Genomic DNA, 26,989 nt, shown 5'->3' with positions numbered 1-26,989 from the left:
AACGGACCCCGCGGAGGCTCTCCGCGGGGTCCGCCATCAAGGTCGGGCAGAATCAGCCCGCGTAGCCGCGGACCTCGCCGACCTGCCGGTTCAGTTCCGCAAGCTGCAGCTCCACAGCGGACCGGGCGGTGCCGCCCTGGGAGCTGCGGCTGTCCAGCGAGCCTTCGGTGCTGAGCACAGTGCGCACCTCGGGCGTCAGATGCGGTGAGATTCCGGCATAGTCTTCATCGGTCAAGTCCCAGAGTTCGACGCCGCGGCCCTCGGCCAGCTGCACCGCGGATCCGGAGAGTTCATGCGCTTCCCGGAAGGGCACACCCTGGCGGACCAGCCACTCGGCAATGTCGGTGGCCAGGGCAAAGCCCTGTGGTGCCAGCGACTGCATCCGCTCGGTGTTGAACTTCAGGGTTGCAATCATCCCGGACACCGCCGGAAGCAGTACCTCAAGGGTGTCGGCGGCGTCGAAGACCGGTTCTTTGTCTTCCTGCAGGTCACGGTTGTAGGCCAGCGGAAGACCCTTCAGGGTGGCCAGCAGCCCGGCCAGGTCCCCGATGAGCCGTCCGGCCTTGCCGCGGGCAAGTTCGGCGACGTCGGGGTTCTTCTTCTGCGGCATGATCGAGGACCCGGTGGAGTACGCGTCGTCGAGCGTGATGAAGGAGAACTCCTTCGTGGCCCAGATGATGATCTCCTCGCTGACCCGTGACAGGTCCACGCCGATCATGGCCGCGATCCAGGAGAACTCGGCGTAGACATCGCGGGAAGCGGTGCCGTCAATGGAGTTCCACACCGCGGAATCGAACCCCAGGTCCGCCGCCACGGCGTTCGGATCAAGGCCAAGCGAGGAGCCGGCCAGGGCACCGGAACCGTAGGGAGAGACTGCCGCCCGCTTATCCCAGTCGGCCAGCCGCTGCACATCGCGCAGCAGGGACCAGGCATGGGCCAGCAGGTGGTGGCTGAGCAGGACCGGCTGGGCGTGCTGCAGGTGGGTGCGCCCGGGCATGGCCACCCCGAGGTGCGTCTGCGCCTGGCCCACCAGGGCATCGATCACAGACAGCACGCCGGCACCGATGATGCGGGCATGGTCCCGCAGGTACATCCGGCCGAGGGTGGCGATCTGGTCATTGCGGGACCGGCCGGCCCGAAGCTTGCCGCCCAGCTGGGTGCCGGCCCGTTCGATCAGTCCGCGTTCCAGCGAGCCGTGCACATCCTCATCCGACGGCGCAGGCTGGTACGCGCCGGACTTTACGTCGTCGTCAAGCTGGTCCAGGGCGGCGAGCATGCCCTCCAGCTCTGCGTCGTCGAGCAGGCCGGCCTTGTGCAGTACCCGGGCATGCGCCCGGGAGCCTGCAATGTCATAGCCGGCAAGCCGCCAGTCGAAGTGGGTGGACTTGCTCAGCTCCGCAAGGGCGTCTGCCGGGCCGCCGGCGAACCGGCCACCCCACAGGGCACCCTGGACGGTTGAACCGGAGGACCCGGCGCCCGCTGCTTCTTCTGGCGACTTGCCGTGGCTCATGTGCTTACTTACCTTCTGCTAGGCGCTGGTCGCGGCCGGAGGCCACCTTGGAGGACATCCCGAACAGCTCGATGAAGCCGCGGGCCATGGACTGGTCGAAGCTGTCACCGGTGTCGTAGGTGGCCAGGTTGAAGTCATACAGGGATGACTCGGAGCGGCGGCCGGTCACTACCGGACGGCCGGCGTCGAGGGTCATGCGGATGTCGCCGGAGACGTACTTCTGGGTGTCGCCGATGAAGGCGTCCAGGGACTGCTTCAGCGGGGAGAACCACTGGCCGTCGTAGACCAGCTCGGTCCAGCGCTGGCCGACCGTCTTCTTGAAGCGGGCCTGCTCGCGCTCGACCGTGACGTTTTCCAGCTCGCGGTGTGCTGCCATCAGGGCCATGGCACCGGGAGCTTCGTAGATTTCGCGGCTCTTGATGCCCACGAGGCGGTCTTCGACGATGTCGATCCGGCCGATGCCCTGGGCGCCGGCGCGGCGGTTCATTTCCTCGATGGCCTGCAGCGGGGTGACCGGCTTGCCGTCAATGGCTACCGGCACGCCTTCCTTGAACGTGATGACAACTTCATCCGGAGCCGGAGCGGACGCCGGATCGGAGGTGTACTCGTAGACGTCCGGGGTGGGGCCGTTCCAGATGTCTTCCAGGAAACCGGTCTCCACGGCACGTCCCCAGACGTTGGCGTCGATGGAGAAGGGGTTCTTCTTGGTGGTGGCGATCGGCAGGTTCTTCTCCTCCGCGAAGGCAATGGCCTTGTCGCGGGTGAGGGCCAGGTCGCGGACCGGTGCAATGCACTTCAGGTCCGGGCCCAGGGTCTGGATGCCGACTTCGAAGCGTACCTGGTCGTTGCCCTTGCCGGTGCAGCCGTGGGAGACGGTGGTGGCGCCGAACTGGCGGGCAGCAGCCACCAGGTGCTTGACGATCACGGGGCGGGAAAGTGCCGAGACCAGCGGGTAGGCATCCATGTAGAGGGCGTTGGCCTTCAGCGCGGGCATGCAGTACTCGGTGGCGAATTCCTCGCGGGCGTCCGCCACGTAGGCTTCGACGGCGCCGCAGTCCAGGGCCCGCTGGCGGATGGTTTCCAGGGACTCGCCGCCCTGCCCTACGTCCACGGCTACGGCGATGACTTCAGCACCGGTTGCCTCGGCAATCCAGCCAATGGCCACTGACGTATCCAGGCCACCGGAATAGGCCAGAACAATACGTTCGCTCACAGGTTTTGCTCCTCTTGCATTGGTCGCGGCCCGTACGGTCCGCTGGTTGGTTCAGGATGAAAGTTGGTGGAAGGTCCGCTGCTCAGCGGACCTTCGGTTACAGGATCCGGCTCTCGGGCGCGGAGCCGTTGTTGCTGGCTTCGTCGGCAATGCGCAGGAAGCGGGCGGCCAGGTCGGGCCCGCCCTCGGGGTCCCGCGTCACCATCATGACGGTGTCGTCACCGGCAATGGTGCCCAGCACGGACGGCAGGATGGAATGGTCGATCGCCAGCGCCAGGAAATTCGCGGCACCGGGCGGAGTCCGCAGCACCACGATATTCGCCGACGCCTCGGCGGTGACCAGCAGCTCTCCGCAGAGCCGGGCCAGCCGGGCGTCGAGGACTTCCTGGGTGACGCCTGACTTGGGCGCCCGCTCCCCGCCCTCGGACGGAACGGCGTACACCAGGGCACCGTCCTTGCCGCGCATGCGCACCGCTCCCAGTTCCACCAGGTCGCGGGAGAGGGTCGCCTGCGTCACCTGCACGCCGTCGTCGGCCAGCAGTGCGGCAAGTTCTGCCTGGGAACGGATGGACAGGCCGGTCAGCAGGGTACGGATACGCGCCTGGCGGGCGGTCTTTGTCGCCGGCATGGTCATGACCGAGCCTCCGGAATCCCGGTGAGGCCGGACTGCGCCATGAGCCAGACCATCAGGGCTTTCTGGGCGTGCAGGCGGTTCTCGGCTTCGTCCCACACCACGGACTGCGGTCCGTCAAGCACGTCGGCGGAGATTTCGTAGCCGCGGTAGGCGGGCAGGCAGTGAAGCACGACGGCGTCTTCCGCGGCCGACGCCATGGCGTCGGCGTCCACGGCGTAGCTGCGGAACAGCTCCTGCCGGGCGGCCTTTTCGGCTTCCTGCCCCATGGACACCCAGGTATCGGTCGCGACGACGTCGGCTCCGGCCAGGGCTTCCACGGCGTCGGTCGTGATGGTGACGGAGCCGCCGGTCTCTTCCGCCCGGGCGGCAGCGGCGTCCACTATCCGCGGATCAGGGAGGTAGCCCAGCGGGCCGGCAACCCGGACGTGCATGCCTGCGGTGACACCGGCGAGCAGGTAGGAGTTGGCCATGTTGTTGGCGCAGTCGCCGACGTAGGCGAGAGTGAGGCCGGCGAGCGTGCCCTTGTGCTCGCGGATGGTCATGAGATCCGCGAGGAGCTGGCAGGGGTGGTAGTCGTCGGACAGGGCGTTGATGACCGGCACCGAGGAGTTCGCTGCCATTTCCTCCAGGCCGGACTGGGCATAGGTCCGCCAGACAATGGTGGAGACCATGCGTTCGAGCACCTTGGTGGTGTCCGCGACGCTCTCCTTGTGTCCCAGCTGGGACTCCCCCGCACCGATGATCAGCGACACGCCGCCCAGGTCCGAAATGCCGGCGGCAAAGGACACCCGGGTCCGGGTGGAGGTCTTGTCGAAAATGACCGCGACGGTCTTGCGGCCGGTCGATTCGCCGGCGAACGGCTGGTGCTTGTAGCGGTCCTTCTTCAGGGCATCGGCCAGATCCAGGACTTCGGCCTGCTCCGCCTGCGTGAGGTCGGTGTCGACCAGGAAATGACGGGTCATGGTTTTCCTTCAGTGGTTGTGCTGGAGAAAGCGGGTGCTGCTGATGCGGCCCGGGCCGCACCCAGGATGCCCGGCAGCGCATCCAGGAAGCTCCCGGCCTGTTCTGCGGTGAGGATCAGCGGAGGAGCCAGCCGCAGGGTTGCCGGGCCGGTGCTGTTGATGATGAAGCCGGCGTCCAATGCAGCCGCGACCGCTGCCGGAGCAACGTCCTCGTCCAGGTCGATGCCGATCAGAAAGCCTTCGCCCCGCACCTCGGCCACGGACTCCATGGCCGCCAGTTCCCGGCGCAGGTATTCCCCGGTGGCACGCACATTGGCCAGCACCTGCGAGGATTCCAGGACCGAGAGGGTGGCCAGGGCCGCAGCGGCGGCCACGGGATTACCGCCGAAGGTGGTCCCGTGCATCCCGGCAGCCAGCAGGGTGGACGTCGTTTCGCCGAAGGTCAGCAGCGCACCGACCGGGAACCCGCCGCCCAGCCCCTTGGCCAGGGTCATGGCGTCCGGAAGAACGCCTTCGGAAGCGAACCACTTGCCCGTGCGGCCAATCCCGGTCTGTACTTCGTCAATGACCAGCAGGGCTCCCACAGCGCGGGTGGCATCACGGGCGGCGCGGAGGTAGCCCTCGGGCAGCGGCCGCACACCGGCCTCGCCCTGGATGGGTTCCAGGAAGACGGCGGCCACGGTTTCGTCCACGGCCGCCAGCAGCGCATCGACGTCGCCGAACGGAAGGTGCTCCACGCCGGCAGGCAGCGGCTCGAACGGCTCCCGGTAGGCAGGCTTGGCCGTGAGTGCCAGCGCTCCCATGGTCCGGCCGTGGAACGCTCCCTCGAGTGCCAGGATGCGGGTACGGCCGGCAGCGGGATCGGAATTCCGCCGGGCCAGCTTGAAGGCAGCCTCGTTGGCCTCGGCACCGGAGTTCGCGAAGAACACCTTCGACCCCTGCGGGGCGCCGGCGAGCGAAAGCAGGCGTTCGGCGAGCTGCACCTGCAAAGGACTGGTGAAAAAGTTGGAGACATGGCCGAGGGTGGCGAGCTGATCGGACACAGCCGCTACGAGCGCCGGATGTGCGTGGCCCAGCGAGTTGACCGCAATGCCGCCCAGCAAGTCGAGGTACTGCTTTCCGTCGGCGTCCTCCACGTAGCAGCCGCTGCCGCTCACGAGCGCCCGCTGCGGAGCGCCGAAGACGCCCATCAGGGATGAGTCGTAGCGGTCCAGCCAGGCCTGCTGCGTCGCTGGTGCTGCGGCCCCGGGCGGCGTGCCCTGGGGTTCCTGGTTACTCATGGCTGTTCCTCCGGTACTACCTGGGTGCCGATCCCTGCTTCGGTAAAGATTTCCAGCAGCATGGAGTGCGCCATCCGGCCGTCGACGACCGCGGCACGGTCCACTCCCCCCTCGACGGCGGCCAGGCACGCCTGCATCTTGGGGATCATGCCAGATTCAAGGCCGGGCAGCATGGTCCGCAGTTCCGTGGTGGTCAGCGAGGAGATCAGCGAGGATTTATCCGGCCATGCCCCGTAGAGGCCTTCCACGTCCGTCAGCACCACCAGCCGCGAGGCCCCCAGGGCTACTGCCAGGGCGGAGGCGGCCGTGTCCGCGTTGACGTTGAGCACCTGTCCGGTGGTGCCGCCGTCGGCGTTCACCTCAGGTGCCACCGTGCTGATCACCGGGATCCGTCCGGCGGCAATGATGTCCAGGATGGCACCGGGGTTGACCCCCACTACTTCCCCGACCAGGCCCAGGTCCACTTCCACGCCGTCCACCACGGCGCCGGTCCGCACAGCCTCCAGCAGGCCGCCGTCCTCGCCGGACAGTCCCACGGCGTAGGGACCGTGCGCGTTGACGAGCCCTACGAGCTCGCGGCCCACCTGGCCGGTCAGGACCATGCGCACGGCGTCCATCGCCTCGGGAGTAGTCACCCGCAGCCCGCCGCGGAATTCGGAGGCAATACCGAGCCGGTCAAGCATGGCGCTGATCTGCGGACCGCCGCCGTGGACCACCACCGGGTGTACGCCCGCGTGGTGGAGAAACACGATGTCATCGGCAAACGCGCGCCGAAGGTCCTCATTGACCATGGCATTGCCGCCGTACTTGATGACCATGGTGGTGCCCGCGAAGCGCTGGATCCAGGGTAGCGCCTCGATCAGCGTTTCTGCTTTGTCCTGCGCCCGCAGCCGTTCGCCGGCCGCTGCTGGTGTGATCATGGCTGTCCCCCGGTCAGCTGCTGTACGCAGAGTTCTCGTGGACGTAATCCGTGGTGAGATCGTTCGTCCAGATGGTGGCGCTTTCCGTGCCGGCGTGCAGATCGATTTCCACGTTCACGGCGCGCGGTGCCAGGTCCACGTTTTCCCGGGGATCACCGATCCCGCCGTTCCGGCAGACCTGCACCCCGTTGATCGTGACGTCGATCAGATCCGGTTCGAACGCCGCGTCGGTGGTGCCGACCGCGGACAGCACCCTGCCCCAGTTCGGGTCATTGCCGAAAATGGCGGTCTTGAACAGGTTGGAGCGGGCGACGGCGCGTGCAGCCGTTTCCGCGTCAGCGACCGTCGCGGCGTTGACCGTGGTGATCGCAATGTCGTGGCTGGCACCTTCGGCATCCGTGATGAGCTGCTGCGCCAGCGAGAGGCAGACGTCGGTGAGTCCGCTGGCGAAGTCCACTGTTTCGGGCCCGGCACCCGAGGCGCCGGAAGCCATCAGGATCACGGTGTCATTCGTGGACATGCAGCCGTCCGAATCGGTCCGGTCGAAGGTCACGGCCGTCGCGGCCCGCAGCGCCGAGTCCAGGGCAGGTGCCGACAGGTCCGCGTCGGTGGTCAGGACCACCAGCATTGTGGCCAGTCCGGGGGCCAGCATTCCGGCGCCCTTGGCCATCCCGCCGATCCGGTAGGTCCGGCCGGAGCCGTCCGTGCCGGTGAAGAGCGCCTGCTTGGCCACCGTGTCGGTGGTCATGATGGCATGCGCTGCGTCAGCACCGGCGTCGTCCGACAGTGCCTCGGCTGCGGCCCGGACACCGGACAGCAGCTTGTCCATGGGCAGCTGGACGCCGATCAGGCCGGTGGAGCAGACGAGGACGTCTGCGGCGCTGAGTCCCAGGAGTTCCGCAGTGTGTTCGGCGGTGGTGTGGGTGTTTTGGAACCCTTCGGTGCCGGTGCAGGCGTTGGCGCCGCCGGAGTTGAGGATAACGGCGTCGGCCCGTCCGTCGGACACCGCCTGCCGGGACCACAGGACAGGGGCCGCCGTGATCCGGTTCCGGGTAAAGACGGCTGCTGCTGCCTTCGACGGACCGTCGTTGACCACCAGGGCGACGTCGCGTCCGCCGGAATCCTTCAGGCCGGCGGCCACGCCGGCGGCGCGGAAGCCCGCCGGAGCGGTGATTCCGGTGGTTCCGGTGGCGCTGCCGGTAGTCGATCCGGTAGCTGATTCGGCACTCATTACGGTGCCACCCCCTGCTGTGTCAGTCCCGCGGTTTCATCCAGGCCGAGGGCAATGTTCATGGACTGCACGGCGCCGCCGGCAGTTCCCTTGTTGAGGTTGTCGATCACGCAGCTGACAATCACCCGGTTCGCATGGGGATCGTAGGCCAGCTGCATCACGGCGTAGTTGGAGCCGACCACCATCTTGGTGGCGGGCCACTGCCCTTCCGGCAGCACCCGGACAAAGTGCTCCGAGGCATACGCGGATTCCCACGCCGCACGCAGAGCTGCCGGGTCGACGCCGGGGCGCACTTTCGCAGTGGCGGTGGTGAGGATGCCGCGGGCCATCGGCGCCAGCGTGGGCGTGAAGGACACGGCCACGGACTCGCCGGCAGCCGCGGACAGGCCCTGTTCGATTTCAGGGGTATGCCGATGGCTGCCGCCCACTCCGTACGGGCTCATGCCGCCCAGGACCTCCGAACCCAGCAGGTGCGGCTTGGCGGCCTTGCCTGCGCCGGAAGTGCCGGAAGCCGAAACGATGACGACGTCCTCCGGCTCCAGCAGCCCGGCGGTGAATCCGGGAGTCAGAGCCAGGAGGGAGCTTGTGGGGTAGCAGCCGGGCACGGCAATCCGGCGGGCGCCTTTGAGGCGTTCACGGTGGCCGGGCAGTTCGGGCAGCCCGTACGGCCAGGTCCCGGCATGCTCGGAACCGTAGAACTTTTCCCACGCGAGGGGATCCTCGAGCCGGTGGTCCGCACCGGCGTCGATGACCAGGGTGCCGGGATCCAGCTGTGCCGCAATCCCGGCGCTGGCACCGTGCGGCAGGGCAAGGAACACAACGTCGTGTCCGGCCAGGGTTTCGACTGTGGTGTCCGCCAGCACCCGGTCAGCGAGGGAATGCAGGTGCGGCTGCAGCTCCCCCAGCCGGCTGCCCGCGTTGCTGTGGGCCGTAATGGCACCAATGGATACTTCCGGATGGCCGGCCAGCAGGCGCAGCACTTCGCCGCCGGCATAGCCGCTGGCGCCCGAGACTGCTACGGAAATCGTCATGCCCCCACCCTACAGCACACTTATGCACTGCTTCCAATATTTATGCAAGACCTATGATTGGAACCACATTGGGCGGCACCGCACTGCCCGGCACGTAACAGCGAAGCAAAAGAGGCCATGCCATGCACAAAGCCATTGTCGTCCCGCAGCCCGGCGGACCGGAAATCCTGCGCTATGAAGACGTTGCCCTTCCCCAGCCCGGACCCCGCGAGATCCTGGTCAAAGTAGCGGCAGCGGGCGTGAACTTCATCGACACCTATCAGCGCAGCGGCGTTTATCCGATGTCATATCCCTTCACACCCGGTTCCGAAGCCGCCGGAACCGTGGTGTCCGCCGGACTTGAATCGGGCTTCCGCGAAGGCGACCGGGTAGCCACCGCGGAGGGCCGCGGCGCCTACGCCGAGTACATGCTGTTGGATGCAGACGTGGCGCTGCCGGTGCCTGCCGGGATCCGGGACGACACCGCGGCCGCACTGCTGCTCCAGGGTATTACCGCGCATTACCTGTGCAACTCCACTTTTCCCGTGCAGGAAGGTCAGACCGCGCTGGTGCATGCCGGGGCCGGCGGCGTGGGACTGCTGCTGATCCAGCTGCTCAAGGCCAAGGGCGCAACGGTGATCACCACCGTGTCCACCGAGGAAAAGGAGCAGCTTGCCCGCGGCGCCGGGGCCGACCATGTGCTGCACTATGACGGGTTCGCGAACCAGGTCCGTGCCCTCACGGGCGGACAGGGTGTGGACGTGGTGTACGACGGCGTCGGGCAGGCCACCTTCGACGGCTCGCTGGCGAGCCTGCGCACCCGGGGCATGATGGTGCTCTTCGGCGCCGCCTCCGGGCAGGTCCCGCCGTTCGACATCCAGCGGCTGAACTCCTCCGGCTCGCTGTTCCTGACCCGGCCTACCGTGGCGCACCACCTGCTCACGCCCGAGGAACGACAGTGGCGGGTCCGCGAGCTGTTTGACGCGGTCCTGGCGGGGAAACTGGACGTACGGATCGGACAGACCTATCCGCTGGCAGAAGCGTCCCGGGCGCACGCAGACCTTGAGGGACGCAGGACTACGGGGAAGGTACTACTGGTCCCGTGAGGAAGAATAGCCGGCGGAGGCCCGGCGGCGCTGCGGGGAAGTTCGTCCCGCTGATGCTGGTGCTGCTCCTCGCGGCAGTTTCGCCGGCATGTGCTCCGGCGGACAGCAGTGCTCCCGCGGAGAGCAGTGCCCGGGGCGCCGGTGCCTCTGCGGAGCCCGGCGTCCCGCTGTGGCTGCCCCCGCCCGGTTCCACTTGGCAGTGGCAGCTCAGCGGCAGACTCGATCTGGACGTAGACGCTGCGGTTTTCGACGTGGACTTTGAAACCACCACCCCGGAAGAGATTGACGCTTTGAAGCAGCATGGACGACGGCTGATCTGTTACTTCTCCGCCGGGTCGCGGGAGGAATACCGCAGTGATGCAGGAGAGTTTCCTGTCGCCGTCCGAGGGCAGCCCTTGGACGGCTGGCCGGACGAAGAGTGGCTCGACATCCGGCAGACGGACGTTCTCCTGCCGATCATGGCAGCACGGATGGATACCTGCGCTGCGAAGGGTTTCGATGCTGTTGAGCCGGACAACCTGGACGGGTACGTCAACGAGACCGGATTTCCGCTGACGGCCGAGGACCAGCTGGCGTACAACCGCGCTGTTGCAGAGCTGGCCCACTCCCGCGGTTTGTCGGTGGCGTTGAAGAACGACGTCGACCAGATTCCCGAGCTCGTGGACAGTTTCGACTTCGCCGTCAACGAGGAATGCGTCCGCTATGACGAGTGCAGCCTGTATCTGCCGTTCACCGATGCCGGCAAAGCCGTTCTGCATGTTGAATATGCCGGGACCCTGGATTTCTGCGCCGAGACACGGCAACTCGGTCTGACCTCCATGCTGAAGCCTCTGGACCTCGGTGCCTCGAGACAGCCCTGCTAACGCCCGAAGAACCCCGGAAGGGCAGTGCCGGGTCCGCTCCTACCGGCCGAGCCGGGCCAGCTCTGCCCGCAGGTCCGTTCCGCCGGTGTGGAGCACCGTCTGGAACCCCAGGGCCCGTGCCGCCGAGATGTTCTGCGGGTTGTCATCAATGAAGACGATGCCCTCGGGCGCCGCCCCCAGATCGGCAGCCACCCGGTCGAAGATCCTCCGATCCGGCTTCACCAGGCCCATCTGCCCGCTGAAGTACAGCTTCGAGAAGCGGTTCGCCCAGGGCGACTCGGCGGAATACCTGCGAGACATACGGTCCGGCATGTTGGAGAGCAGGGCCAGGTTGGCACCCGAGCGGTGCAGCGTTTCCAGGACCTCCAGCGTCCGGGGATTCAAATGCGCCCACTGCGCTGCGTCCAGCTCCTCCAGTGTCTCCACCTCGTCCGGCCCCGCATCCCGGCCAAGCACGCTTCCCCAGTACTGCGCCGGGGTCAGCCGGCCGGCGTCAAAGTCTTCGCGCCGTTCCCAATACGGGCTCGTGCCAGGCTCCAGCTCCCGGCGGCCGGTGGCCTGTTCCAGCAGCCTCCAGTCCTCCGGAGCGGGAGCCGTCGAAATCACCATGCCGTAATCGAAGAGGTACCAGTACGTTCGCGGAGTCATCGCCACAGCTTAGCGAACGGTCCGGAGCGCGGAGCCGTGTCCGGTTCCCGGCAGGATCCGGCGAAGCAGGACTTAAACGCAGCAGGCCCCGCCGGAGAGGAACATCCGTCGGGGCCTGCCGCTTGGCAGGGTAAACCTACCGCTGAACGGCGCCGAACCGCTCAGCCGCCAGTGCGACGGCGGCCGCACGGGCCTCGGAGGCTTCGTCTGCCGTCAGCGTCCGGTCCGGGGCACGGAAGCGCAGCGCGAACGCGAGCGACTTGTGCCCGGGCTCAATACCGGAGCCGGCGTAGACGTCGAACAGGGCTACGTCTTCAAGCAGCTCGCCGGCTCCCTCGCGCAGCGCCTCGCGGACCTGCTCGGCGGGAACATCCTCTGCCACCACCAGGGCCACGTCCTGCGTGGAGATGGGGAAGCTGGAGATCGGACGGGCGACGATGACGTCAGGGGCGGCGTCGAAAACCGCATCCACGTTCAGTTCCGCAGCCACCGTGCGGGCGGGCATGTCCCGTGCGGCCAGGAGCTTGGGGTGCAGTTCGCCGGCGTAGCCCACGGTTTCGCCGCTGCGCAGTGCAATCCGTGCGGTGCGGCCGGGGTGGAACGCCTGGTGGGTACCCTGTTCCACCACGAGTTCCACGCCGAGGACGTCGCCCATCAGCTTGGCGAAGTCGACGGCGTCGGCCCAGTCCCAGGCGCGCGGCGTGGAGCCGGCACCGGGGGCGGATTCGTGGCCGGCCAGCAGGACACCCACGTGCAGCGGCTGGTCCGGAATTCCGGCGTACAGCTCATCAAGGACGTCGTCGGACGGCTTGGCACCCAGCGGCGGGATGCTCTCGGTGCCCAGATGCTCGCCGGGCAGGAAGACCGTGCCCGATTCGAACAGGGCCAAATCCCGGAAGCCGCGGGACATGTTCCGCTTGGCAACCTCGAACAGTCCGGGCAGCACCGAGGTGCGCAGGTAACCGTATTCGGCGCTGAGCGGGTTGGCCAGCTTGAGCGCAGGCCGCGTGCCTTCCGGCGCCCCGAAGGTGGTGTTGTCCGCCTCGGTCACGAACGGATAGGCCAGCACCTCGGTGAGTCCGGCCGCGGCCAGGGACTGCATAAGGCGGCGGCGCTGCTGCTGGAGGCGGGTCAGACCGCGTCCGGGAGGAGCCACCGGCAGGGCGGACGGGATCTTGTCGTAGCCCACCAGGCGGATGATTTCCTCGGTGAGGTCCTCACGCGTCTCCAGGTCCGGGCGCCAGCTCGGGGGCGTCACCAGGTAGCCGTCGCCGGTTTTTTCGACGGCGGCACCCAGGTCCTCGAGCGTGCCGGTGATCTGCGACTCGGTGAAGTCCAGGCCGATCAACCGGGCCGGGAACTGTGCGGGCAGGTCGATGCGCCGCGGCGCGGGGGCGGTGCCGACGTCGGTGATGGACTCGTCGGCGGTGCCGCCGGCGAGTTCCACCAGCAGGTCGACTGCACGCTGTGCGGCGACGTCGGCTACGTTCCAGTCCACGCCGCGTTCGAAGCGCTTGGATGCTTCGGAGGGCAGCTTATGCCGGCGGCGGGAGCGGGCAATGCTGACTTCTTCGAAGTGGGCGGCTTCGATCAGGACGTTCTGCGTTCCGCCGGCAACCTCGGTGGCGGCCCCGCCCATCACGCCGGCGATGCCGATGGCACCGGACCCGTCAGTGATCAGCAGGTCCTCCGGGGAGAGCCGGCGTTCCTTCTCGTCCAGGGTCTTCAGCGTTTCGCCCTCGGCGGCGCGGCGGACCACGATCTCGCCGGTGAGCTTGTCCAGGTCGTAGAAGTGCAGCGGCTGGCCGAGCTCGAGCATCACGTAGTTGGAGATGTCGACGACGAGCGAGATGGACCGCATGCCGGCCAGGCGCAGGCGCGAGGACATCCACGGCGGGGTGGGCCGGGAAGTGTCGACGCCGCGGACGATCCGGGCCACGAACCGGTCGCAGCCGGGCTTGCCGTAGATGGGAGCGGCGTCGTCGAGCCGTACCGGGTAGCCGTTGCCGTCTGCCTGCGGAACGACGACGGCGGCGGCCGGGTCGGTGAACTTGGTGCCGGTGGCGTGGGCGTACTCGCGGGCGGCGCCGCGGATGGAGAAGACGTAGCCGCGGTCCGGGGTGACGTTGATTTCCGCCGCCTGGTCGTACAGGCCGAGCAGTTCCATCGCATCGGTGCCCACCTCGGGGTCCAGCCCCAGGGTGGAGAGCACCAGGATGCCGTCGTGGTCCTCGCCGATGCCGAGTTCACGCACGGAGGCAATCATGCCCGCCGACACGTGGCCGTAGGTCTTTCGCGGGCTGATCCGGAAGTCTCCGGGCAGCACGGCGCCGGGCAGGGTGACAACAACCTTGTCCCCCACCTTGAAGTTGTGCGCGCCGCAGACGATGCCCTGCACGCCGGAGGGGTCGATGCCGTCACCGGTGAGGGTCTGTCCGGCGCCTTCCGGCACCACGCGGACCGAGCACCAGTTAATCGTCTTGCCGTTCTTCTGCGGCTCGGGCTCCATGCTGAGCACCTGGCCCACCACAATGGGTCCCTGCAGCGCGTCGGTGGGACGGTGGACGTCCTCTTCCTCCAGGCCGACCTTCACGAGGTCTTCCATCACGTCTTCGGCGGTTGCGTCCGCCGGAACCTGGGCATACTCGCGCAGCCAGGAAAGTGGGATTCTCACTTAGATCTCCATCCCGAAGTGTTCGCTGAAACGTACGTCGCCCTCGATCATTTCGTGCATGTCCGAAACCTCGTTGCGGAACATGAGGGCACGGTCAATGCCCATGCCGAAGGCAAATCCTGTATAGACCTCGGGGTCGATCCCGGCGGCACGGAGCACGTTGGGGTTGACCATGCCGCAGCCGCCCCACTCGATCCAGCGCGGGCCGCCCTTGGCGCCCGGGTGCCAGATGTCCAGCTCGGCGCTGGGCTCGGTGAAGGGGAAGTAGTTCGGGCGGAGCCGGACCTTCGCCTCATCGCCGAAAAGAACACGCGTGAAGTGTTCCAGGGTGCCGACCAGGTCGGCCATGGTCAGGCCCTTGTCGATGGCCAGGCCCTCGAACTGGTGGAAGACCGGGGTGTGCGTGGCGTCCAGCTCATCGGTGCGGAACACCTTGCCGGGGCACAGCACGTAGATCGGCAGGTCGCGTTCGAGCATGGAACGGACCTGGACCGGAGAAGTGTGCGTCCGCATAACGAGGTGCGCCTCGGGCGGCTCCACGAAGAAAGTGTCCTGCATTTCGCGGGCGGGGTGGTCCGGCTTGAAGTTCAACGCGTCGAAGTTGAACCACTCGGATTCCACCTCGGGGCCCTCTGCGATTTCCCAGCCCATCCCGACGAACACATCCGCCACCCGGTCCTGCAGGGTGGAGATGGGATGCCGGCCGCCGATGTGCCGGCGGCGGGGAGCTGCAGTGACGTCCACGGCCTCTTCAACAAGGATCCGGGCGTCCCGCTCGGCTTCGAGCTCAACGGTACGGGCGGCGAGCGCGGAGTTGATCCGGCCGCGGGCGGGGCCCACGAGCTTGCCGGCGGCGGCCTTCTGGTCCTTGGGGAGCTTGCCGATGGTCCGGTTCGCTCCGCTCAGCGGCGACTTCTCGCCGGTGACGGCAATCCGGACCTCCTTGAGTTCACTCAGGTCCGCGGCAGCGGCAATGGCGGCGAGCGCCTGCTCGACGGCGGCGGCAATAGCGGCTTCATCCAGCGGATTCGGCGGCTCGGGCAGGGCGCCCTCAGGGGAAGTATCTGGGGAACCGGTCCCCGGTGTGGAGTTAGACATGTACTGTGCTTACCTGTTTCCGGCCCTAGTTGGGTTCTGGCTTATCATTGCAAGTCTAGTAGACGAGCCCAGCAGGGCCGTCATACTGCCGCAGGGAGGTGCCATGCCGTCCGTACCGATCGTTCTCCGCCCGCGTGTCGTTCTCCGCCCGCGTGCCGTTTCCATCCGCCGCTGGATCAACCTGCTGAATCTCTCCACCCCTGCGGGTGTGCTGCTGGCCCGTGCGACCGGGTGCAGCATGACCCCGGGGCCGCAGCAGACCACCCTCGCCGGGGGCTATCCGCTGCCCCTCCCCCGTGCGGCCGCGTTCACCGTCGGCAACGTGGTCCTCTACCGTTCCTCCTCGGCCCGCCGCATCCACGCGCCGGACAGCCCGCTGCTGCGCCACGAGATCCGGCACAGCTCGCAGTACGCGCTCCTGGGTCCGTTCTTCCTGCCTGCCTACTTCGCCGCCTCGGCCCTCTCCCAGGCCTTCGCCGGGGATCCGGCGTCGGCCAATCCGTTTGAACGGCTGGCAGGATTGCGCGACGGCGGCTACCGTCCCGGAAGGCCGCGGCGGCGCGCCCGGGCTGCCGGTCCGGACCGGCCCCGCCGCCGGTCCCGCAGCAGATAGAAGTACCCCCTTATTCGAACATATGTTCTAATGAGGGAATGAGGTGGCAAGGTCAGGAACTCAATGCACCGCCCGTGCAGGGCGACGATAGCCGCACCGGTTGCGGCACAGCTTCCCGGGCAACGCCGCCGGACACGGACGCTCCAGGCACGGCGGCAACTGCCTCGGCACTGCCCCTGCCGGCGGTGCCCGGCACCACGGATCCGCTGATTCCGCTGCAGGGCCTGGTCCGCTCCGTACGCACGCCGGACTTTGCCGGGGTGACGTTCCACGAGGTTCTCGCCAAATCGGTCCTGAACAAGGTGGGCGGCGGGTCGAACATGCCCTTTGAATGGACTGTCAATCCGTACCGCGGCTGCAGCCATGCCTGTGTTTACTGCTTCGCCCGCAAAACCCACACCTACCTGGATATGGACAGCGGCGCCGATTTCGACAGCCAGCTCGTGGTCAAGGTCAACGCTGCCGAGGTCCTGCGGCGGGAACTCGCACGGCCCGCCTGGCAGCACCACCATGTGGCCATGGGAACCAACACTGATCCCTACCAACGTGCCGAGGGCCGCTACAAGCTGATGCCCGGCATCATCCGTGCGCTGGCGGACAGCGGCACCCCCTTCTCCATCCTGACCAAGGGCACCCTGCTGGCACGGGACATCCCGCTCCTGAAGGAAGCCTCCGCGCAGACCGAGATCGGGATGGGCATTTCGCTGGCGCTGGTGGACCCGGAACTGGCGAAGCGGGCAGAGCCGGGAACGCCCACGCCCCGTGCCCGGCTGGAGCTGATCAGCCGCCTCCGGGACGCCGGCCTGCCGTGCTCGGTCATGGCCATGCCCATCCTGCCGTGGCTTACCGACGGCGACGAATCCCTGGACGCCCTCTTCTCCGCGCTTGCAGCAGCCGGAGCCACGGGAGTCACTGCGGGTGCCCTGCATCTGCGGCCCGGGGCACGGGAGTGGTATCTGGAGTTCCTGGCCCGGCACTACCCGGAGCTCTCCGGCAAGTACGCCCGGCTTTACGGAAAAGGCACCTACGCATCCAAGGAATACCGGGACTGGCTGGCCGGGCGGATCCGGTTCTTCAAAGCCAAGTACGGCTTCACCGGCGGCGCCCGGTTCCTGCGGCCGGCGGGGGAAACGGTTCCCGGCGCGGGAAGGCCGGACGCCGCGCCGGCTGTCAGCCAGGAGGCACTGTTCTAGAGCCCGGCAGTGTTCTAGAGCCCGGCAGCGACCGTTTCCTGCAGGGCGGTAACGATGGGCAGGTCAGCCGGGATCCAGGGCAGCTCCATCAGTGCGTTTTCGGTGAGGTCCACCCAGCGAAGCTCGTCGTGGTCTTCCAGCGGCTCGGGTGTCCCGTCGGTGACTTCTGCCAGCCACACGCGCATTGCGGCGGTGCGGTTGAGCGGCCAGCCCTGCTCCGAGGGACCAGGGACTTCGGCACCCAGCTCGACCCGGATCCCGAGCTCCTCTGCCAGTTCCCGGTGGAGCGCCTCCGTGCAGCCTTCCCCGGGTTCCACCTTTCCGCCCGGGAACTCCCATAGTCCGGCGAGCGCCTCGGGAGCGCTTCGGCGTGCCGCCAGGAGCTTCGAGGGCCGGGCCAGGGAATCCAGGATTGCGGCGCCCACCACCTGCACGCCGGGCGATGGGCGGGGAGCTGCCGTACCGGCCTGGCTGGAGTTCTCTTGTGAATGCATCCACCGAGCTTAACCGGTTTGCCTGATGCCCTTCATCCTCCGGGGTGGTGCACTGCCCACGGCAACCGTGGCATCGGTTTCCTCATTCCGGAGTATCTGCGGGGACAGTCCTGCGGCGGCAAGCAGCCCGCCCACCGCAGCTGCCTGTTCCTCGCTGCACTCGAGCAGGACCTTCCCCCGGAATCCGAGCCACTGCGGAGCTTCGCTGATGATGCGTCCCACCGTATCGAGTCCGTTCCGGCCGCCGTCGAAGGTGTCGGCAGGCTCGTAGTTCCGCGCTTCGCGCGGCAGCGTGGCCAGCGCGCCGGTGGGGACGTAGGGAGCGTTGGCCACAACGAGGTCGACCCTCCCGCGCAGCTCCTGAGGCAGCGCGAGAAAGAGGTCTCCCTGCAGAACGGAGGCCTGCGGCAGATTGCTGCGCGCGCATTCGACGGCGTCCGGATGAAGGTCGACGGCGTATACCCGGCAGTCCGGCACCGCCGCCGAGACCACCATTGCGACCGCCCCCGACCCGCAGCACAACTCCACCACCAGGGCGGTACTCCGTCCTGCAAGCACATGGACTGCCTGCTCGGCCAGGAACTCAGTGCGCCGCCGTGGAACAAAGACCCCCGGCCGCAGCCCTACCCGAAGACCTCCGAAAGACGCCCAGCCAAGAACCTGCTCCAACGGCTGTCCGGCCAGCCGCCGGGCCACCATGAGATCCAGCACCGCTGCGCCGGGGGCGCCGGACAGGAGCAGGACCGCTTCTTCTTCGGCGTAGACGCACCCTGCGTCCCGCAGGCGGGACACCAGTCCCGCAGGAATTCCGTAGCTCTGCACGCGTTTATGGTGGCAGGCCAACACCGCCGGCACCAGTGCGCGGTTCTACCGGCTACGCGCACGCGGCAGCAGGAAACGAGCAGGTTCAGCGAATATGTGCATGCAGCAGGGGGACCTTCCGGGTGCGCGGCGGTGCACTAGGCTGGAAGGGACGAAGCCGTCCCGGCGTCCGGCAGGAGCATCTCCTGCTCGCTGACCGTGAACGCCGTCCGCAGCGGCACAGCCGCTTCCCCCCACTTTTGAAAGCGAACATGTCCCGGAGCACCACCGCGCCCCTTTCAACGTCCGGCCGGCGCACACCCGGCACCCGCCACACCACAGTTGCCAAGGCCATCGCTGCCCTGGCCGTGGGCGGCTTTGCCATCGGCACCACCGAGTTCAGCATCATGGGCCTGCTGCAGGAAATGGTGGACGATCTCGACATTTCCGTTCCCGCGGGCGGCCACGTTATTTCGGCTTATGCCCTCGGCGTGGTGGTGGGAGCACCCGTGCTCGCCGCCCTTGGCGCCAGAGTGCCGCGGAAAATGCTGGTCCTGGGCCTGATGCTCTTCTTCGCCCTGAGCAATCTGTCTTCGTTCTTTGCCGCAGATTATTCCTGGCTGCTCTTCACCCGGTTCCTCTCCGGCCTGCCGCACGGTGCCTTCTTCGGTGTGGCAGCCGTCATTGCCGCGTCACTGGTGGCTCCTACCCGCCGTGCCTGGGCCATTTCCATGGTCATGCTGGGCCTGAGTATCGCGAACGTGGTGGGTGTGCCCTTTGCCACGTGGCTGGGCCAGCAGGCCGGGTGGCGGTGGATGTTCGTCCTGGTGGCGGCCATCGGACTCCTGACAGTCGCTATGGTGGCCCGTTTCGTGCCGTACCAGCCCACGTTGGCCGGCGCCAGCATCAAGGCTGAGCTCAGCGCCCTCGGGCGGGCCCAGGTCTGGCTGGCCCTGCTGGTGGGAACCGTCGGCTTCGGTGGATTCTTCGCCGTGTACTCCTACATTGCACCCACCATGACCGAGGTGGCAGGCATCTCCGAGAATGTCCTGCCCGTCGTCGTCGGGCTCTACGGCGTGGGCCAGGTGATCGGTAACGTGGCCGGCGGACGCCTGGCCGACATCAATGTCATGGGCAGCATCTACGCGATCCTGGGCGGCACGGTGGTCATCCTGCTGGCCTACGCGTGGGCGGTGCAGTTCGCTGCGACTGCGATGGTGCTGGTTTTCCTGGTGGGGCTGATCGGGTCAATGCTGACGCCGCCGCTGCAGACTCGGCTGCTGGATGTTTCGCCCGGTGCCGAGTCGCTGGCATCGTCACTGAATCATGCGGCCCTGAACCTGGCCAATGCGCTGGGTGCCCTGCTGGGCGGCGTCGTGATCGCCTGGGGCTGGGGGTACCGCTCCCCCGCTGTGGTGGGAGCGGTACTCGCCCTGCTCGGTTTGGCTATTGCCCTGATCAGCGGGTTCCTTGACCGGCGTCCTGAGCGTTCTTCGAAGTAAATACGTCAGGCTCCAGGTAAATAGCGGTTGCGATCGGTACCGCGGCACGGATCCGTGCTTCCGCAGCGTTGATGCCGTCGGCGATTTCCTGGCCGGTATCACTCCTGGCCATGGTGATCTTCGCGGCCACGAGCAGTTCCTCCGGACCCAGGTGCAGGGTCTTGAGGTGGATGATCCGGGTATCGGGATCTTCCTGGAGGGCCGCTTCGATCCGGCGGACGTCTTCCTTCGTTGCAGACTCACCGAGCAGCAGGGACTTCGTCTCCATGCCCAGGATGACGGCAATAAAGACCAGCAGGACGCCGATCATGCCCGTGCCCAGTGCGTCCCAGATGCCGTTGTGGGTCAGCAGGGTCATACTCACACCGAACAGGGCGAAGATCAGGCCGAGAAGCGCGCCCAGGTCTTCGAGCAGAACAACCGGGAGTTCCGGTGCCTTGGCCGTACGCACGAACTGCTTCCAGCTCTGCTTGCCGCGCGTGTGGTTCGATTCCCGGATGGCCGTGCGGAAAGAGAAGGCTTCGGCAATGATCGCGCCGACGAGCACTGCCAGCGGTACCCACCACCAGCGGCCTTCGATCGGGTGCGGATCCTGCCACTTGTGGTAGGCCTCGTAGAGGGCGAACAGGCCGCCGACGCTGAAGAGGACGATGGAGACGATGAACGCGTAAACGTAGCGTTCACGGCCGTAGCCGAAGGGGTGCTCGGGGCTCGCCTGGCGCCGTGCACGCTTACCGCCCACGAGCAGCAGGGCCTGGTTGCCGGAGTCGGCAAGCGAGTGGATAGCCTCCGCGAGCATGGAGGACGAACGAGTGAGGGCGAAGGCGATGAACTTCATGACCGCAATGGCCAGGTTGGCGCTCAGGGCCGCGACAATCGCCTTATTTCCACCGCTGGCAGACATATGGAGGACCCGTTTCTCTGATGGCGTTCGCTTAGTTGTTCGGCTGTCCGAAAGGTGCCCCTGTAAATACGCTACATGGCAGCGGCGCCCGCATCAGTAGTCGATGGGTGGCTCCTTGCTCCGCCCGCCGGGTACTCCCGGACGAGCCTGCAGCCGCATCAGCGGAGACCGCCATGGGCAAGTGCCTGGGCTATCCGTTCTGGGCGCGGGCGGACGCGTAGAGGCAGACCGTAGCTGCCGTGCCGACGTTCAGGCTCTCGGCGCGGCCGTAGAGCGGAACCGCTACGCGGTGGTCGGCTGCGGCCAGCTCGGTATCCGACAGGCCCTGGGCTTCATTGCCGAAAAGCCAGGCCGTGGGCTGCTCGAGCTGCGGCAGGGCGTCGTCGTCGCCGGCCCCGGTTCCCTCCGCGCCGTCAAAGCGGCGCACCGCACTGAGGTCCTGGAGCCGGTCCAGATTCACGTTGCCGTAGCCGTCGGCGGCGAGGACGGTGATGCCGGCGGCATGAACGGCGTCCATGACGGCGGCGAAATCTGCGCCGGTCACCACGGGCAGATGGAAGAGAGATCCTGCGGTGGAACGCACCGCTTTGGGGTTGTAGATATCGACGCTGGACGCGGTGAGCACCACGGCGTCCGCCCCGGCGGAATCAGCAGCCCGCAGCACGGTGCCGGCGTTGCCCGGATCCCGGACCTCGCACAGCACGGCAATGAGCCTGGCGCCGGAGGCCAGAACGTCCTCCAGCGTCGCAGCGGACACGTTACAGACCGCCACGATGCCCTGGGGTGAAACGGTGTCGGCCATCGCGGCAAGGACTTCGTCGGTGGCCAGGCGAAGCGTCACACCGCGGGCCAGATCGGCCAGTTCGGGAAGCCGGTCCAGGCACGCCTGCGTGGCATAGACCTCGTGGACGACGGCGGGAGCGCCGTCGGCCGCCGCCGCACGGTGCGCAGAGAGCGCCTCCCGCACGGCCTGCGGCCCTTCGGCCAGGAAGCGGCCGGTTTTTAAGCGCGAAGAGCGCCCGGCAAGCTTCGCTACATCGCGGACCCGATCAGCTCGGGGGTTGGACATAAGCGGTGCCTGCGGGCGCCCTTCAAGGTTCATCGGTTTAGGGAACCGACTTAGCCCTGGAACTTCTGGCGGGATTCTCCGCCAGCAGGCTCCAGGCCTGCAGCCTTGGCAGCTTCAACGGAGTTGAACCAGTATTCGGCAACGGTCTGCTCGTACCAGGTGGAACCCGGGACGTGGTACTTGCCCGAACCCAGGTTGCCCTTGATGACGAAGCCTTCCGGGGCGTCGCCCTCGGAAGCCTTGAATCCGCCCTGAGCGGTGGCAACGGCAGCAGCCGGCTTCTCGGCGGCGGGGGCAGCAGCGGCCTTGGCAACCGGAGCAGCCTCGACGGCCGGAGCGGAGGTGTCGGACGGCAGTGCGTCCTTGGCGAGCTGGACCAGCGCGGCGAAGGCATTGGCGTCATTGACGGCAAGCTCGGCCAGCATGCGGCGGTCAACCTGGATCTCGGCCAGCTTCAGGCCCTGGATCAGGCGGTTGTAGGTCAGGCCGTTGGCGCGGGAAGCAGCGTTGATGCGCTGGATCCACAGGCGGCGGAAGTCGCCCTTACGCTTGCGGCGGTCGCCGTAGCTGTACACAAACGAGTGCAGCAGCTGCTCTTTGGCCTTACGGACCAGGCGCGAACGCTGTCCGCGGTAACCCTTGGCGCGCTCGAGAATAACCCGACGCTTCTTGTGGGCGTTAAGCGCCCGCTTCACACGTGCCACGTGCGTACTCCTTTTGGTAAATCTCCCCGACTTGGTAAGTCACTGCGCCTGGATGGCCCAGGAGCGGGGAAAGCTTTGATGGGGTGAGGCCGGCCCTTGTGGGACAGCCGTCGGGGATTAGTTAGATGCCGAGCATCTTCTTGATGACCTTGGCGTCCGCCGGTGACACGATCTTGTCGTTGGCAAGGCGGCGGGTCAGCGTGGAGGGCTTGTGCTCCAGGTAGTGGCGGCGGTTAGCCTGCTGGCGCTTGAGCTTGCCGGTACCGGTCAGCTTGAAGCGCTTCTTGGCGCCACTGTGGGTCTTCATCTTCGGCATGTCTACCGATCTCCTTTAGGTTTCCGCGGGCAGGCCCGCGGGGCTTCGGACACCTTGCGGGTGCCAGGGCTTTTTACTGGACGCCGGAACGAGGCGCAGAGCAGTAAAACTACTCTGCAGTTCCGGGCTTGTTCTGGCCGGTGGTCCCCCGCGAGGAGGACGGCTTGCCGGCAGGCTTCGGTGCTGCTGCAGGCTTGGGCCGGGCTGCCGGCTTGGGCGCAGGCTTTGCAGCGGTCGGCTTCGGCACCGCTGCAGGCTTCGGCGCTGCGGCAGGCTTCGCTGCTTCTGCCGGCTTGGCTGCCTCGGCGGGCTGGGACGGAGCGGCAGCTGCAGGGGCAGGCGCTGCGGCCGGCCTGCTGGCTGCTGCCACACGGCGTGCCTCGGTTGCAGCCTTTTCGGCAGCTGCAGCCTTGGCCCGCTTAGCGGCCTGTTCCTTTTCAGCCTGTTCCTGCTCTGCGCGTGCCTTGTCGGCAGCTTCAGCGGAGGACCCCAGACGCAGTCCGTCCGGGAGCAGGTCCGCAAGGCTCTGCGTCATGGGAGCCTTCTCGGAAGAAGTATCCACGCGCGGCGGAGCCTCGCCGTTCTTCACTGCCTCGTTCGCAGCCTTGGCATCGGCCCGCTGCGTTGCGCGGCGGGCTTCGGCCTTGGCCTCGGCCTTGTTCTTCACCGGACCAATGACCATCACCATGTTGCGGCCGTCGATCCGCGGAGTGGACTCAACCACACCTACTTCAGCGACATCCTCAGCGAACTTGTTCAGCAGCTTCATACCCATTTCCGGGCGCTGCTGTTCACGTCCACGGAACTGGATCATGGCCTTGACCTTGTCACCGGCGGCCAGGAAGCGCATGGCGTGTCCGCGCTTGGTTTCGTAGTCGTGGGTGTCGATCTTCAGGCGGAAGCGGATTTCCTTCAGAACGGTGTTCGTCTGGTTCTTCCGGGCTTCGCGTGCCTTGACGGCGGCTTCGTACTTGTACTTGCCGAAGTCCATTAGTTTGCACACCGGAGGCTTGGCCTGCGGTGCTACCTCAACAAGATCCAGGTCAGACTCGGCAGCCAGACGAAGCGCGTCCTCAATCCGGACCACTCCGACCTGTTCGCCTGCCGGACCTACCAGCCGCACCTCGGGGACGCGGATTCGATCATTGATTCTTGGCTCGCTAATGTTGCAGCTCCTGTGTAGTTCAAAACGGCTACCGCCTGCAAATGAAGAAGGCCTCCAATTGCAAGCGCAATCGAAGGCCCTGAGAGGGTCGGCAGTAGCCGCCGTCGAAGCCAGTTCGAAGGCAGTTAGCTCCCGGAATAAACCGCAGTAAAAACTGCAGCCCGTCCGGGGCCGACCTGAACCCGGCAACTCTGCCGCCTACGAGGGCGGTCAGGCTGACGCGGGTGGGAGGGTTCTCCGCTTGCATACCGGTGACGAAGCTTCCAGGAGGAAAGTGTGATTTTCATCCCGCCCGTGAAGGGCATTGAAAGTAACGACAACCAGTCGGTCTGTGACAAGCTTACCAGTATGAGTACCCCACAGAGCAATCCGGCAGGGGAAGCAACCCGCCACTCCTTCCCGGGAACGTCCGCAGAGTCCGAATCTGCCGCTGCAGCGCAGCAGGAAGTTGTCGAGCAGATGCGCGACATCGCCGAGGTGCCGGCCATCGAGGTTATTACGACGGCGGCCGTCCACCTGATGAGCGCGGCGGCCGTGAAGTGCGGCCTGGCCGAAGGCGACGACGCCGAAGAGCTCAAGGACCTGGATGAGGCCCGCAAGCTGATCACCGCCCTCGCCGGTTTTGTCACCGCGGCTGCCCCGGAGATCGGCAGCCAGCATGCCGGGCCGTTGCGCGACGGACTCCGTTCGCTGCAGCTGGCCTTCCGCGAGGCTTCGATTCTCCAGGACGCTCCGGGCAAGGGCCCGGGCGAGAAGTTCACCGGCCCCGTCAGCTAGGCATCCCGCCCCTCCCCTGCTTTCTCCCTTTATAGGCCCGAAGAGCCTGACCCCGGCCGATGCGCCGGACCGCGGATATCCGCGGACAGGCTCTTCGGGCTTTTCTTTTACGCAGCGCCGACGGGGCGCCGCACGAAGCGCCGGACCGTCAGCGTCAGCAGGACCAGCAGGGAGGCAGCGCCGCCGGCCATCAGGAACCCGGACCAGGGGCCGATGACGTCGATGGCCAGACCGGCCACAGGAGCGCCCAGGGCCGTTCCGGCTGTCATCGACGAGCCGTACCAGCCCATGGCTTCGCCCCGCCGTTCCTCTGACACGAGGTCAGCCACCCGCTCGGATGCCGAGGACAGCACGGGCGCGCAGAGCAGGCCAGCGGGAATACAAAGCAGCGCAAGGCTGAGCGTTCCGGTGGCGAAGGCCATCGGCATGGTCAGGACGGCCATGGTCAGCAGGAGCAGCATCGGCGGGATCCGCCGGTTCATGGCTCCGTAGAGAATTCCGCCGATAGCGGAGGCCGCGCACCATGCGACAAACACGATCCCGACCTCGGACGGGTTTCCACCGGTTTCCACCAGCGCCACAATGCCGACGTCGGTACTGGACAGCAGCAGCCCGGCGCCCACGGAGACGGCAAACACCACCGCCACGCTCGGAGTGAACCAGCCGAAGTTCCCCGCGAGGCCGTTCCGCAGCCTGCCGAACAGATTCTGCGGCCCGTCCGGCAGGCCCGCCCCGGTCAGTTCCATCGGTGCTTCCTGCACGTTTGCCGGGATCACGGCAACGGCGGCTGCCGCCGCAGCGTCCTGCTCGTCCGCTGCGGTCACGGCGTTCCGGGGTTCCGCGGACCTGGTCGGCGGGTTGAACCACATCAGCAGCACCCCCGCTACTGCGGAGGACACCCCCACTGCGGTAAGTCCGACGACCGACGAACGCGTTGCGATGACCGCTCCCAGGGCAGGGCCCATCATGAAGATGAGCTCCGTGGCGATGGAATCCAGCGCGAAGGCAGTGCGACGCTGCTCGCCGGTGGCCAGGACGCCGAGCGACTGCCGCACGACGCTGAAGACCGGAAGGGTGAACACGCCGCCGATCAGCGCCAGCACCAGCAGCCACTCGAAGCTGGCATGCGGAGCAATGCTCCAGATAACCGCTTCGGCAATGACCGAGGGAATCAGTGCGCGCCTCAGGCCCACAGTGTCCACACGGCGCCCCCGCCAGGGGGCACCGACCGCGATGCCGATGGTGACGACGGCGGCGACCGCACCTGCGGCCGCGTAGCCCCGGTCCATGGTGTTGACCACGTGCAGGGTCAGCAGGACGCCGGCGGCGGAATGCGGGAAACGGGCGATCATCCCGATCAGCAGGACACGGCGGATGGGGGCTATCCGCAGCATTTCGCGGTACAGGCCAAAATTCACGGCGGTTCTCTTCTGGCGGGCTACGCCGGACGGGTCAGCGCGTTATTTTCAGATCCAGTGAATCCACGCGCTCAACAAACTCGGGGTTGGCAGTCAGGCGCTGCTGCAGGCCGGCCGCCAGGGCGGAGATGTCCTGCGGATCCAGTCCGGGCGCAAGCTGAAGCACCATTCTAAGCTCGGGACCTGCCCCGCCTCCCGCCACCGGCGCACCGCCGGCGGTCCGCGACGCAGTGCCGGGTCCCTGCTGCAGGAGAACCGCTCTGATCCGGGGGTCGGGCGCGGCGGCGGCTTCGGCCATGGCCGCCAGTCCGGCGTCGGTATAGGAGGGCGTCCACTCCTGCTGCTGGGCGAGCGCCCACATGGCCGGACGCCGCACCACAAAGGTGAAATCGGCACCGGGGTCAATGACCAGCAGCTGGGCGTCTTCGGCCACGGCGGACAGCGCTGCACGGTTGGCATAGACCGCCACCGGCCGGGCTTCGGAATGCCAGCGTTCCAGCGCGGCCACCGAGGTGAACACGGGCAGCGCCTTGCGTCCGTCCGGAGCGGTCAGCGATACCAGCGCCATGTCTGCCTGCTTGTCCGCGGCCAGGCCGTGGGCCGATTCGGCTTCCTCGCCGAGCACCGCAACGATCGGTACGAAAACGCGGGCGGTGGCGAGGGCTGCGACGACGTCCGCTTCGCTGCCGGTCCCGGCGATCAGCTTCGACAGGGCTGCCGTGTAACCGGCGTCGGCCTCGCCGTTGTCGGCGTCGAAGTTATGCAGCGGATTTCCCTCGCCGGCGAGGTCGCGTCCGGACCAGGCCCGTCCCGCGGAGTCGGCCGGACCGCCCGCCCCGGCCAGGGCGGCAGCGATGTGGCCGGGCAGTTCACGTGCGGCCACG

The 26,989-nt window shown here is 67.1% G+C and carries 26 protein-coding genes; 6 read left to right on the top strand and 20 right to left on the bottom strand.

Going from position 1 to position 26,989, the window contains the following annotated elements; translation table 11 throughout:
* Window positions 1-52 precede the first annotated feature (52 nt).
* The 8 genes from argH to argC all read right to left on the bottom strand — a co-directional run bounded on the left by argH (window position 53) and on the right by argC (window position 8,781).
* Window positions 53-1,510: an argininosuccinate lyase gene (gene argH / locus NNX37_RS15000; protein ID WP_255793506.1), complete on the bottom strand. Its 1,458-nt coding sequence runs from the start codon at window positions 1,508-1,510 to the stop codon at window positions 53-55.
* Window positions 1,511-1,514: 4 nt separating this feature from the next.
* Window positions 1,515-2,723, bottom strand: coding sequence for an argininosuccinate synthase (locus NNX37_RS14995; protein ID WP_255793505.1), 1,209 nt, complete (start codon window positions 2,721-2,723; stop codon window positions 1,515-1,517).
* 97 nt (window positions 2,724-2,820) lie between these two features.
* Entirely contained in the window at window positions 2,821-3,357 is a 537-nt protein-coding gene (locus tag NNX37_RS14990) for an arginine repressor (protein ID WP_255793504.1), read from the bottom strand.
* The gene (gene argF, locus NNX37_RS14985) at window positions 3,354-4,319 is read right to left on the bottom strand and encodes an ornithine carbamoyltransferase (protein WP_255793503.1); all 966 of its coding nucleotides are present in this window, start codon (window positions 4,317-4,319) and stop codon (window positions 3,354-3,356) included. The genes NNX37_RS14990 and argF overlap by 4 nt, the downstream gene beginning before the upstream one ends.
* A complete protein-coding gene (locus tag NNX37_RS14980; protein WP_255793502.1) occupies window positions 4,316-5,599 on the bottom strand; it encodes an acetylornithine transaminase in 1,284 nt (427 codons plus the stop codon). Before NNX37_RS14980 ends, argF begins: the two co-directional genes overlap by 4 nt.
* The gene (argB, locus tag NNX37_RS14975; RefSeq protein WP_255793501.1) at window positions 5,596-6,519 is read right to left on the bottom strand and encodes an acetylglutamate kinase; all 924 of its coding nucleotides are present in this window, start codon (window positions 6,517-6,519) and stop codon (window positions 5,596-5,598) included. The genes NNX37_RS14980 and argB overlap by 4 nt, the downstream gene beginning before the upstream one ends.
* A 13-nt stretch (window positions 6,520-6,532) precedes the next feature.
* Window positions 6,533-7,750, bottom strand: a complete 1,218-nt coding sequence (gene argJ / locus NNX37_RS14970; protein WP_255793500.1) for a bifunctional glutamate N-acetyltransferase/amino-acid acetyltransferase ArgJ — start codon at window positions 7,748-7,750, stop codon at window positions 6,533-6,535.
* On the bottom strand, window positions 7,750-8,781 hold the full coding sequence (gene argC / locus NNX37_RS14965) for an N-acetyl-gamma-glutamyl-phosphate reductase (protein ID WP_255793499.1): 1,032 nt from the start codon (window positions 8,779-8,781) through the stop codon (window positions 7,750-7,752). The genes argJ and argC overlap by 1 nt, the downstream gene beginning before the upstream one ends.
* Before the next feature lie 122 nt (window positions 8,782-8,903).
* On the opposite strand from argC, the gene NNX37_RS14960 reads away from it, so the two are divergent.
* Window positions 8,904-9,866: a quinone oxidoreductase family protein gene (locus tag NNX37_RS14960; protein WP_255793498.1), complete on the top strand. Its 963-nt coding sequence runs from the start codon at window positions 8,904-8,906 to the stop codon at window positions 9,864-9,866.
* A complete protein-coding gene (locus tag NNX37_RS14955; RefSeq protein WP_255793497.1) occupies window positions 9,863-10,729 on the top strand; it encodes an endo alpha-1,4 polygalactosaminidase in 867 nt (288 codons plus the stop codon). Before NNX37_RS14960 ends, NNX37_RS14955 begins: the two co-directional genes overlap by 4 nt.
* Window positions 10,730-10,768: 39 nt before the next feature.
* On the opposite strand, the gene NNX37_RS14950 is transcribed toward NNX37_RS14955, so the two are convergent.
* The 3 genes from NNX37_RS14950 to pheS form a co-directional block, all read right to left on the bottom strand.
* Window positions 10,769-11,377 carry an HAD family hydrolase gene (locus NNX37_RS14950; protein ID WP_255793496.1) on the bottom strand — a complete coding sequence of 203 codons (609 nt, stop codon included), beginning with the start codon at window positions 11,375-11,377 and terminating at the stop codon, window positions 10,769-10,771.
* Between the two features lie 136 nt (window positions 11,378-11,513).
* Window positions 11,514-14,051 carry a phenylalanine--tRNA ligase subunit beta gene (gene pheT / locus NNX37_RS14945; RefSeq protein ID WP_255793495.1) on the bottom strand — a complete coding sequence of 846 codons (2,538 nt, stop codon included), beginning with the start codon at window positions 14,049-14,051 and terminating at the stop codon, window positions 11,514-11,516.
* Window positions 14,052-15,149: a phenylalanine--tRNA ligase subunit alpha gene (pheS, locus tag NNX37_RS14940; RefSeq protein WP_255793494.1), complete on the bottom strand. Its 1,098-nt coding sequence runs from the start codon at window positions 15,147-15,149 to the stop codon at window positions 14,052-14,054. It abuts the gene before it with no gap.
* Between the two features lie 103 nt (window positions 15,150-15,252).
* On the opposite strand from pheS, the gene NNX37_RS14935 reads away from it, so the two are divergent.
* Entirely contained in the window at window positions 15,253-15,762 is a 510-nt protein-coding gene (locus NNX37_RS14935; RefSeq protein WP_255793493.1) for a hypothetical protein, read from the top strand.
* Window positions 15,763-15,800: 38 nt separating this feature from the next.
* Window positions 15,801-16,955 (top strand): Rv2578c family radical SAM protein, encoded by a 1,155-nt coding sequence (locus tag NNX37_RS14930; RefSeq protein WP_255793492.1) that lies wholly within the window; start codon window positions 15,801-15,803, stop codon window positions 16,953-16,955.
* A gap of 14 nt (window positions 16,956-16,969) precedes the next feature.
* On the opposite strand, the gene NNX37_RS14925 is transcribed toward NNX37_RS14930, so the two are convergent.
* Both NNX37_RS14925 and NNX37_RS14920 read right to left on the bottom strand, forming a co-directional pair.
* The gene (locus NNX37_RS14925; protein ID WP_255793491.1) at window positions 16,970-17,449 is read right to left on the bottom strand and encodes a (deoxy)nucleoside triphosphate pyrophosphohydrolase; all 480 of its coding nucleotides are present in this window, start codon (window positions 17,447-17,449) and stop codon (window positions 16,970-16,972) included.
* A 9-nt stretch (window positions 17,450-17,458) separates the two neighbouring features.
* Window positions 17,459-18,271, bottom strand: coding sequence for a putative protein N(5)-glutamine methyltransferase (locus NNX37_RS14920; protein ID WP_255793490.1), 813 nt, complete (start codon window positions 18,269-18,271; stop codon window positions 17,459-17,461).
* Between the two features lie 251 nt (window positions 18,272-18,522).
* Here NNX37_RS14920 and NNX37_RS14915 point away from each other — a divergent pair, with 251 nt between their 5' ends.
* Window positions 18,523-19,752: an MFS transporter gene (locus NNX37_RS14915; RefSeq protein ID WP_255793489.1), complete on the top strand. Its 1,230-nt coding sequence runs from the start codon at window positions 18,523-18,525 to the stop codon at window positions 19,750-19,752.
* Here NNX37_RS14915 and NNX37_RS14910 read toward each other — a convergent pair.
* From NNX37_RS14910 to infC, 5 genes are all read right to left on the bottom strand, one after another.
* On the bottom strand, window positions 19,709-20,656 hold the full coding sequence (locus NNX37_RS14910) for a cation diffusion facilitator family transporter (protein WP_255793488.1): 948 nt from the start codon (window positions 20,654-20,656) through the stop codon (window positions 19,709-19,711). The two genes, NNX37_RS14915 and NNX37_RS14910, sit on opposite strands and share 44 nt — an antisense overlap.
* 190 nt (window positions 20,657-20,846) lie before the next feature.
* The gene (locus NNX37_RS14905) at window positions 20,847-21,758 is read right to left on the bottom strand and encodes a TrmH family RNA methyltransferase (RefSeq protein ID WP_255793487.1); all 912 of its coding nucleotides are present in this window, start codon (window positions 21,756-21,758) and stop codon (window positions 20,847-20,849) included.
* A 17-nt stretch (window positions 21,759-21,775) separates the two neighbouring features.
* Entirely contained in the window at window positions 21,776-22,429 is a 654-nt protein-coding gene (gene rplT, locus NNX37_RS14900; protein WP_255793486.1) for a 50S ribosomal protein L20, sunset domain variant, read from the bottom strand.
* 121 nt (window positions 22,430-22,550) lie between these two features.
* Window positions 22,551-22,745, bottom strand: a complete 195-nt coding sequence (gene rpmI, locus NNX37_RS14895; protein ID WP_230026300.1) for a 50S ribosomal protein L35 — start codon at window positions 22,743-22,745, stop codon at window positions 22,551-22,553.
* A 109-nt stretch (window positions 22,746-22,854) separates the two neighbouring features.
* Window positions 22,855-23,868, bottom strand: coding sequence for a translation initiation factor IF-3 (gene infC / locus NNX37_RS14890; RefSeq protein WP_407079968.1), 1,014 nt, complete (start codon window positions 23,866-23,868; stop codon window positions 22,855-22,857).
* Window positions 23,869-24,258: 390 nt separating this feature from the next.
* Between infC and NNX37_RS14885 the strand changes: the two genes are divergently transcribed.
* Window positions 24,259-24,687 (top strand): DUF1844 domain-containing protein, encoded by a 429-nt coding sequence (locus NNX37_RS14885; RefSeq protein WP_255793485.1) that lies wholly within the window; start codon window positions 24,259-24,261, stop codon window positions 24,685-24,687.
* 107 nt (window positions 24,688-24,794) lie between these two features.
* Here NNX37_RS14885 and NNX37_RS14880 read toward each other — a convergent pair whose 3' ends face one another.
* Window positions 24,795-26,105 (bottom strand): MFS transporter, encoded by a 1,311-nt coding sequence (locus tag NNX37_RS14880; RefSeq protein ID WP_255793484.1) that lies wholly within the window; start codon window positions 26,103-26,105, stop codon window positions 24,795-24,797.
* A gap of 34 nt (window positions 26,106-26,139) precedes the next feature.
* Window positions 26,140-26,988: an SseB family protein gene (locus tag NNX37_RS14875; RefSeq protein ID WP_255793483.1), complete on the bottom strand. Its 849-nt coding sequence runs from the start codon at window positions 26,986-26,988 to the stop codon at window positions 26,140-26,142.
* Window position 26,989: the final 1 nt, after the last annotated feature.

The sequence above is a fragment of the Arthrobacter zhaoxinii genome (genome assembly GCF_024385505.1).
GTDB classification, from domain to species: domain Bacteria; phylum Actinomycetota; class Actinomycetes; order Actinomycetales; family Micrococcaceae; genus Arthrobacter_B; species Arthrobacter_B zhaoxinii.
This window is presented reverse-complemented; position numbering and strand designations above follow the sequence as displayed.

What these genes read in the sequence shown, in the direction of transcription:
- argH (WP_255793506.1), bottom strand. Translation starts at nt 1,510, where the DNA reads ATGAGCCACGGCAAGTCGCCAGAAGAAGCAGCGGGCGCCGGGTCCTCC.
- NNX37_RS14885 (WP_255793485.1), top strand. Translation starts at nt 24,259, where the DNA reads ATGAGTACCCCACAGAGCAATCCGGCAGGGGAAGCAACCCGCCACTCC.
- argJ (WP_255793500.1), bottom strand. Translation starts at nt 7,750, where the DNA reads ATGAGTGCCGAATCAGCTACCGGATCGACTACCGGCAGCGCCACCGGA.
- NNX37_RS14915 (WP_255793489.1), top strand. Translation starts at nt 18,523, where the DNA reads ATGTCCCGGAGCACCACCGCGCCCCTTTCAACGTCCGGCCGGCGCACA.
- pheS (WP_255793494.1), bottom strand. Translation starts at nt 15,149, where the DNA reads ATGTCTAACTCCACACCGGGGACCGGTTCCCCAGATACTTCCCCTGAG.
- NNX37_RS14905 (WP_255793487.1), bottom strand. Translation starts at nt 21,758, where the DNA reads ATGAACCTTGAAGGGCGCCCGCAGGCACCGCTTATGTCCAACCCCCGA.
- NNX37_RS14960 (WP_255793498.1), top strand. Translation starts at nt 8,904, where the DNA reads ATGCACAAAGCCATTGTCGTCCCGCAGCCCGGCGGACCGGAAATCCTG.
- NNX37_RS14950 (WP_255793496.1), bottom strand. Translation starts at nt 11,377, where the DNA reads ATGACTCCGCGAACGTACTGGTACCTCTTCGATTACGGCATGGTGATT.
- NNX37_RS14925 (WP_255793491.1), bottom strand. Translation starts at nt 17,449, where the DNA reads ATGCATTCACAAGAGAACTCCAGCCAGGCCGGTACGGCAGCTCCCCGC.
- NNX37_RS14930 (WP_255793492.1), top strand. Translation starts at nt 15,801, where the DNA reads ATGAGGTGGCAAGGTCAGGAACTCAATGCACCGCCCGTGCAGGGCGAC.
- NNX37_RS14990 (WP_255793504.1), bottom strand. Translation starts at nt 3,357, where the DNA reads ATGACCATGCCGGCGACAAAGACCGCCCGCCAGGCGCGTATCCGTACC.
- argC (WP_255793499.1), bottom strand. Translation starts at nt 8,781, where the DNA reads ATGACGATTTCCGTAGCAGTCTCGGGCGCCAGCGGCTATGCCGGCGGC.
- argB (WP_255793501.1), bottom strand. Translation starts at nt 6,519, where the DNA reads ATGATCACACCAGCAGCGGCCGGCGAACGGCTGCGGGCGCAGGACAAA.
- NNX37_RS14910 (WP_255793488.1), bottom strand. Translation starts at nt 20,656, where the DNA reads ATGTCTGCCAGCGGTGGAAATAAGGCGATTGTCGCGGCCCTGAGCGCC.
- rpmI (WP_230026300.1), bottom strand. Translation starts at nt 22,745, where the DNA reads ATGCCGAAGATGAAGACCCACAGTGGCGCCAAGAAGCGCTTCAAGCTG.
- NNX37_RS14980 (WP_255793502.1), bottom strand. Translation starts at nt 5,599, where the DNA reads ATGAGTAACCAGGAACCCCAGGGCACGCCGCCCGGGGCCGCAGCACCA.
- NNX37_RS14935 (WP_255793493.1), top strand. Translation starts at nt 15,253, where the DNA reads ATGCCGTCCGTACCGATCGTTCTCCGCCCGCGTGTCGTTCTCCGCCCG.
- argF (WP_255793503.1), bottom strand. Translation starts at nt 4,319, where the DNA reads ATGACCCGTCATTTCCTGGTCGACACCGACCTCACGCAGGCGGAGCAG.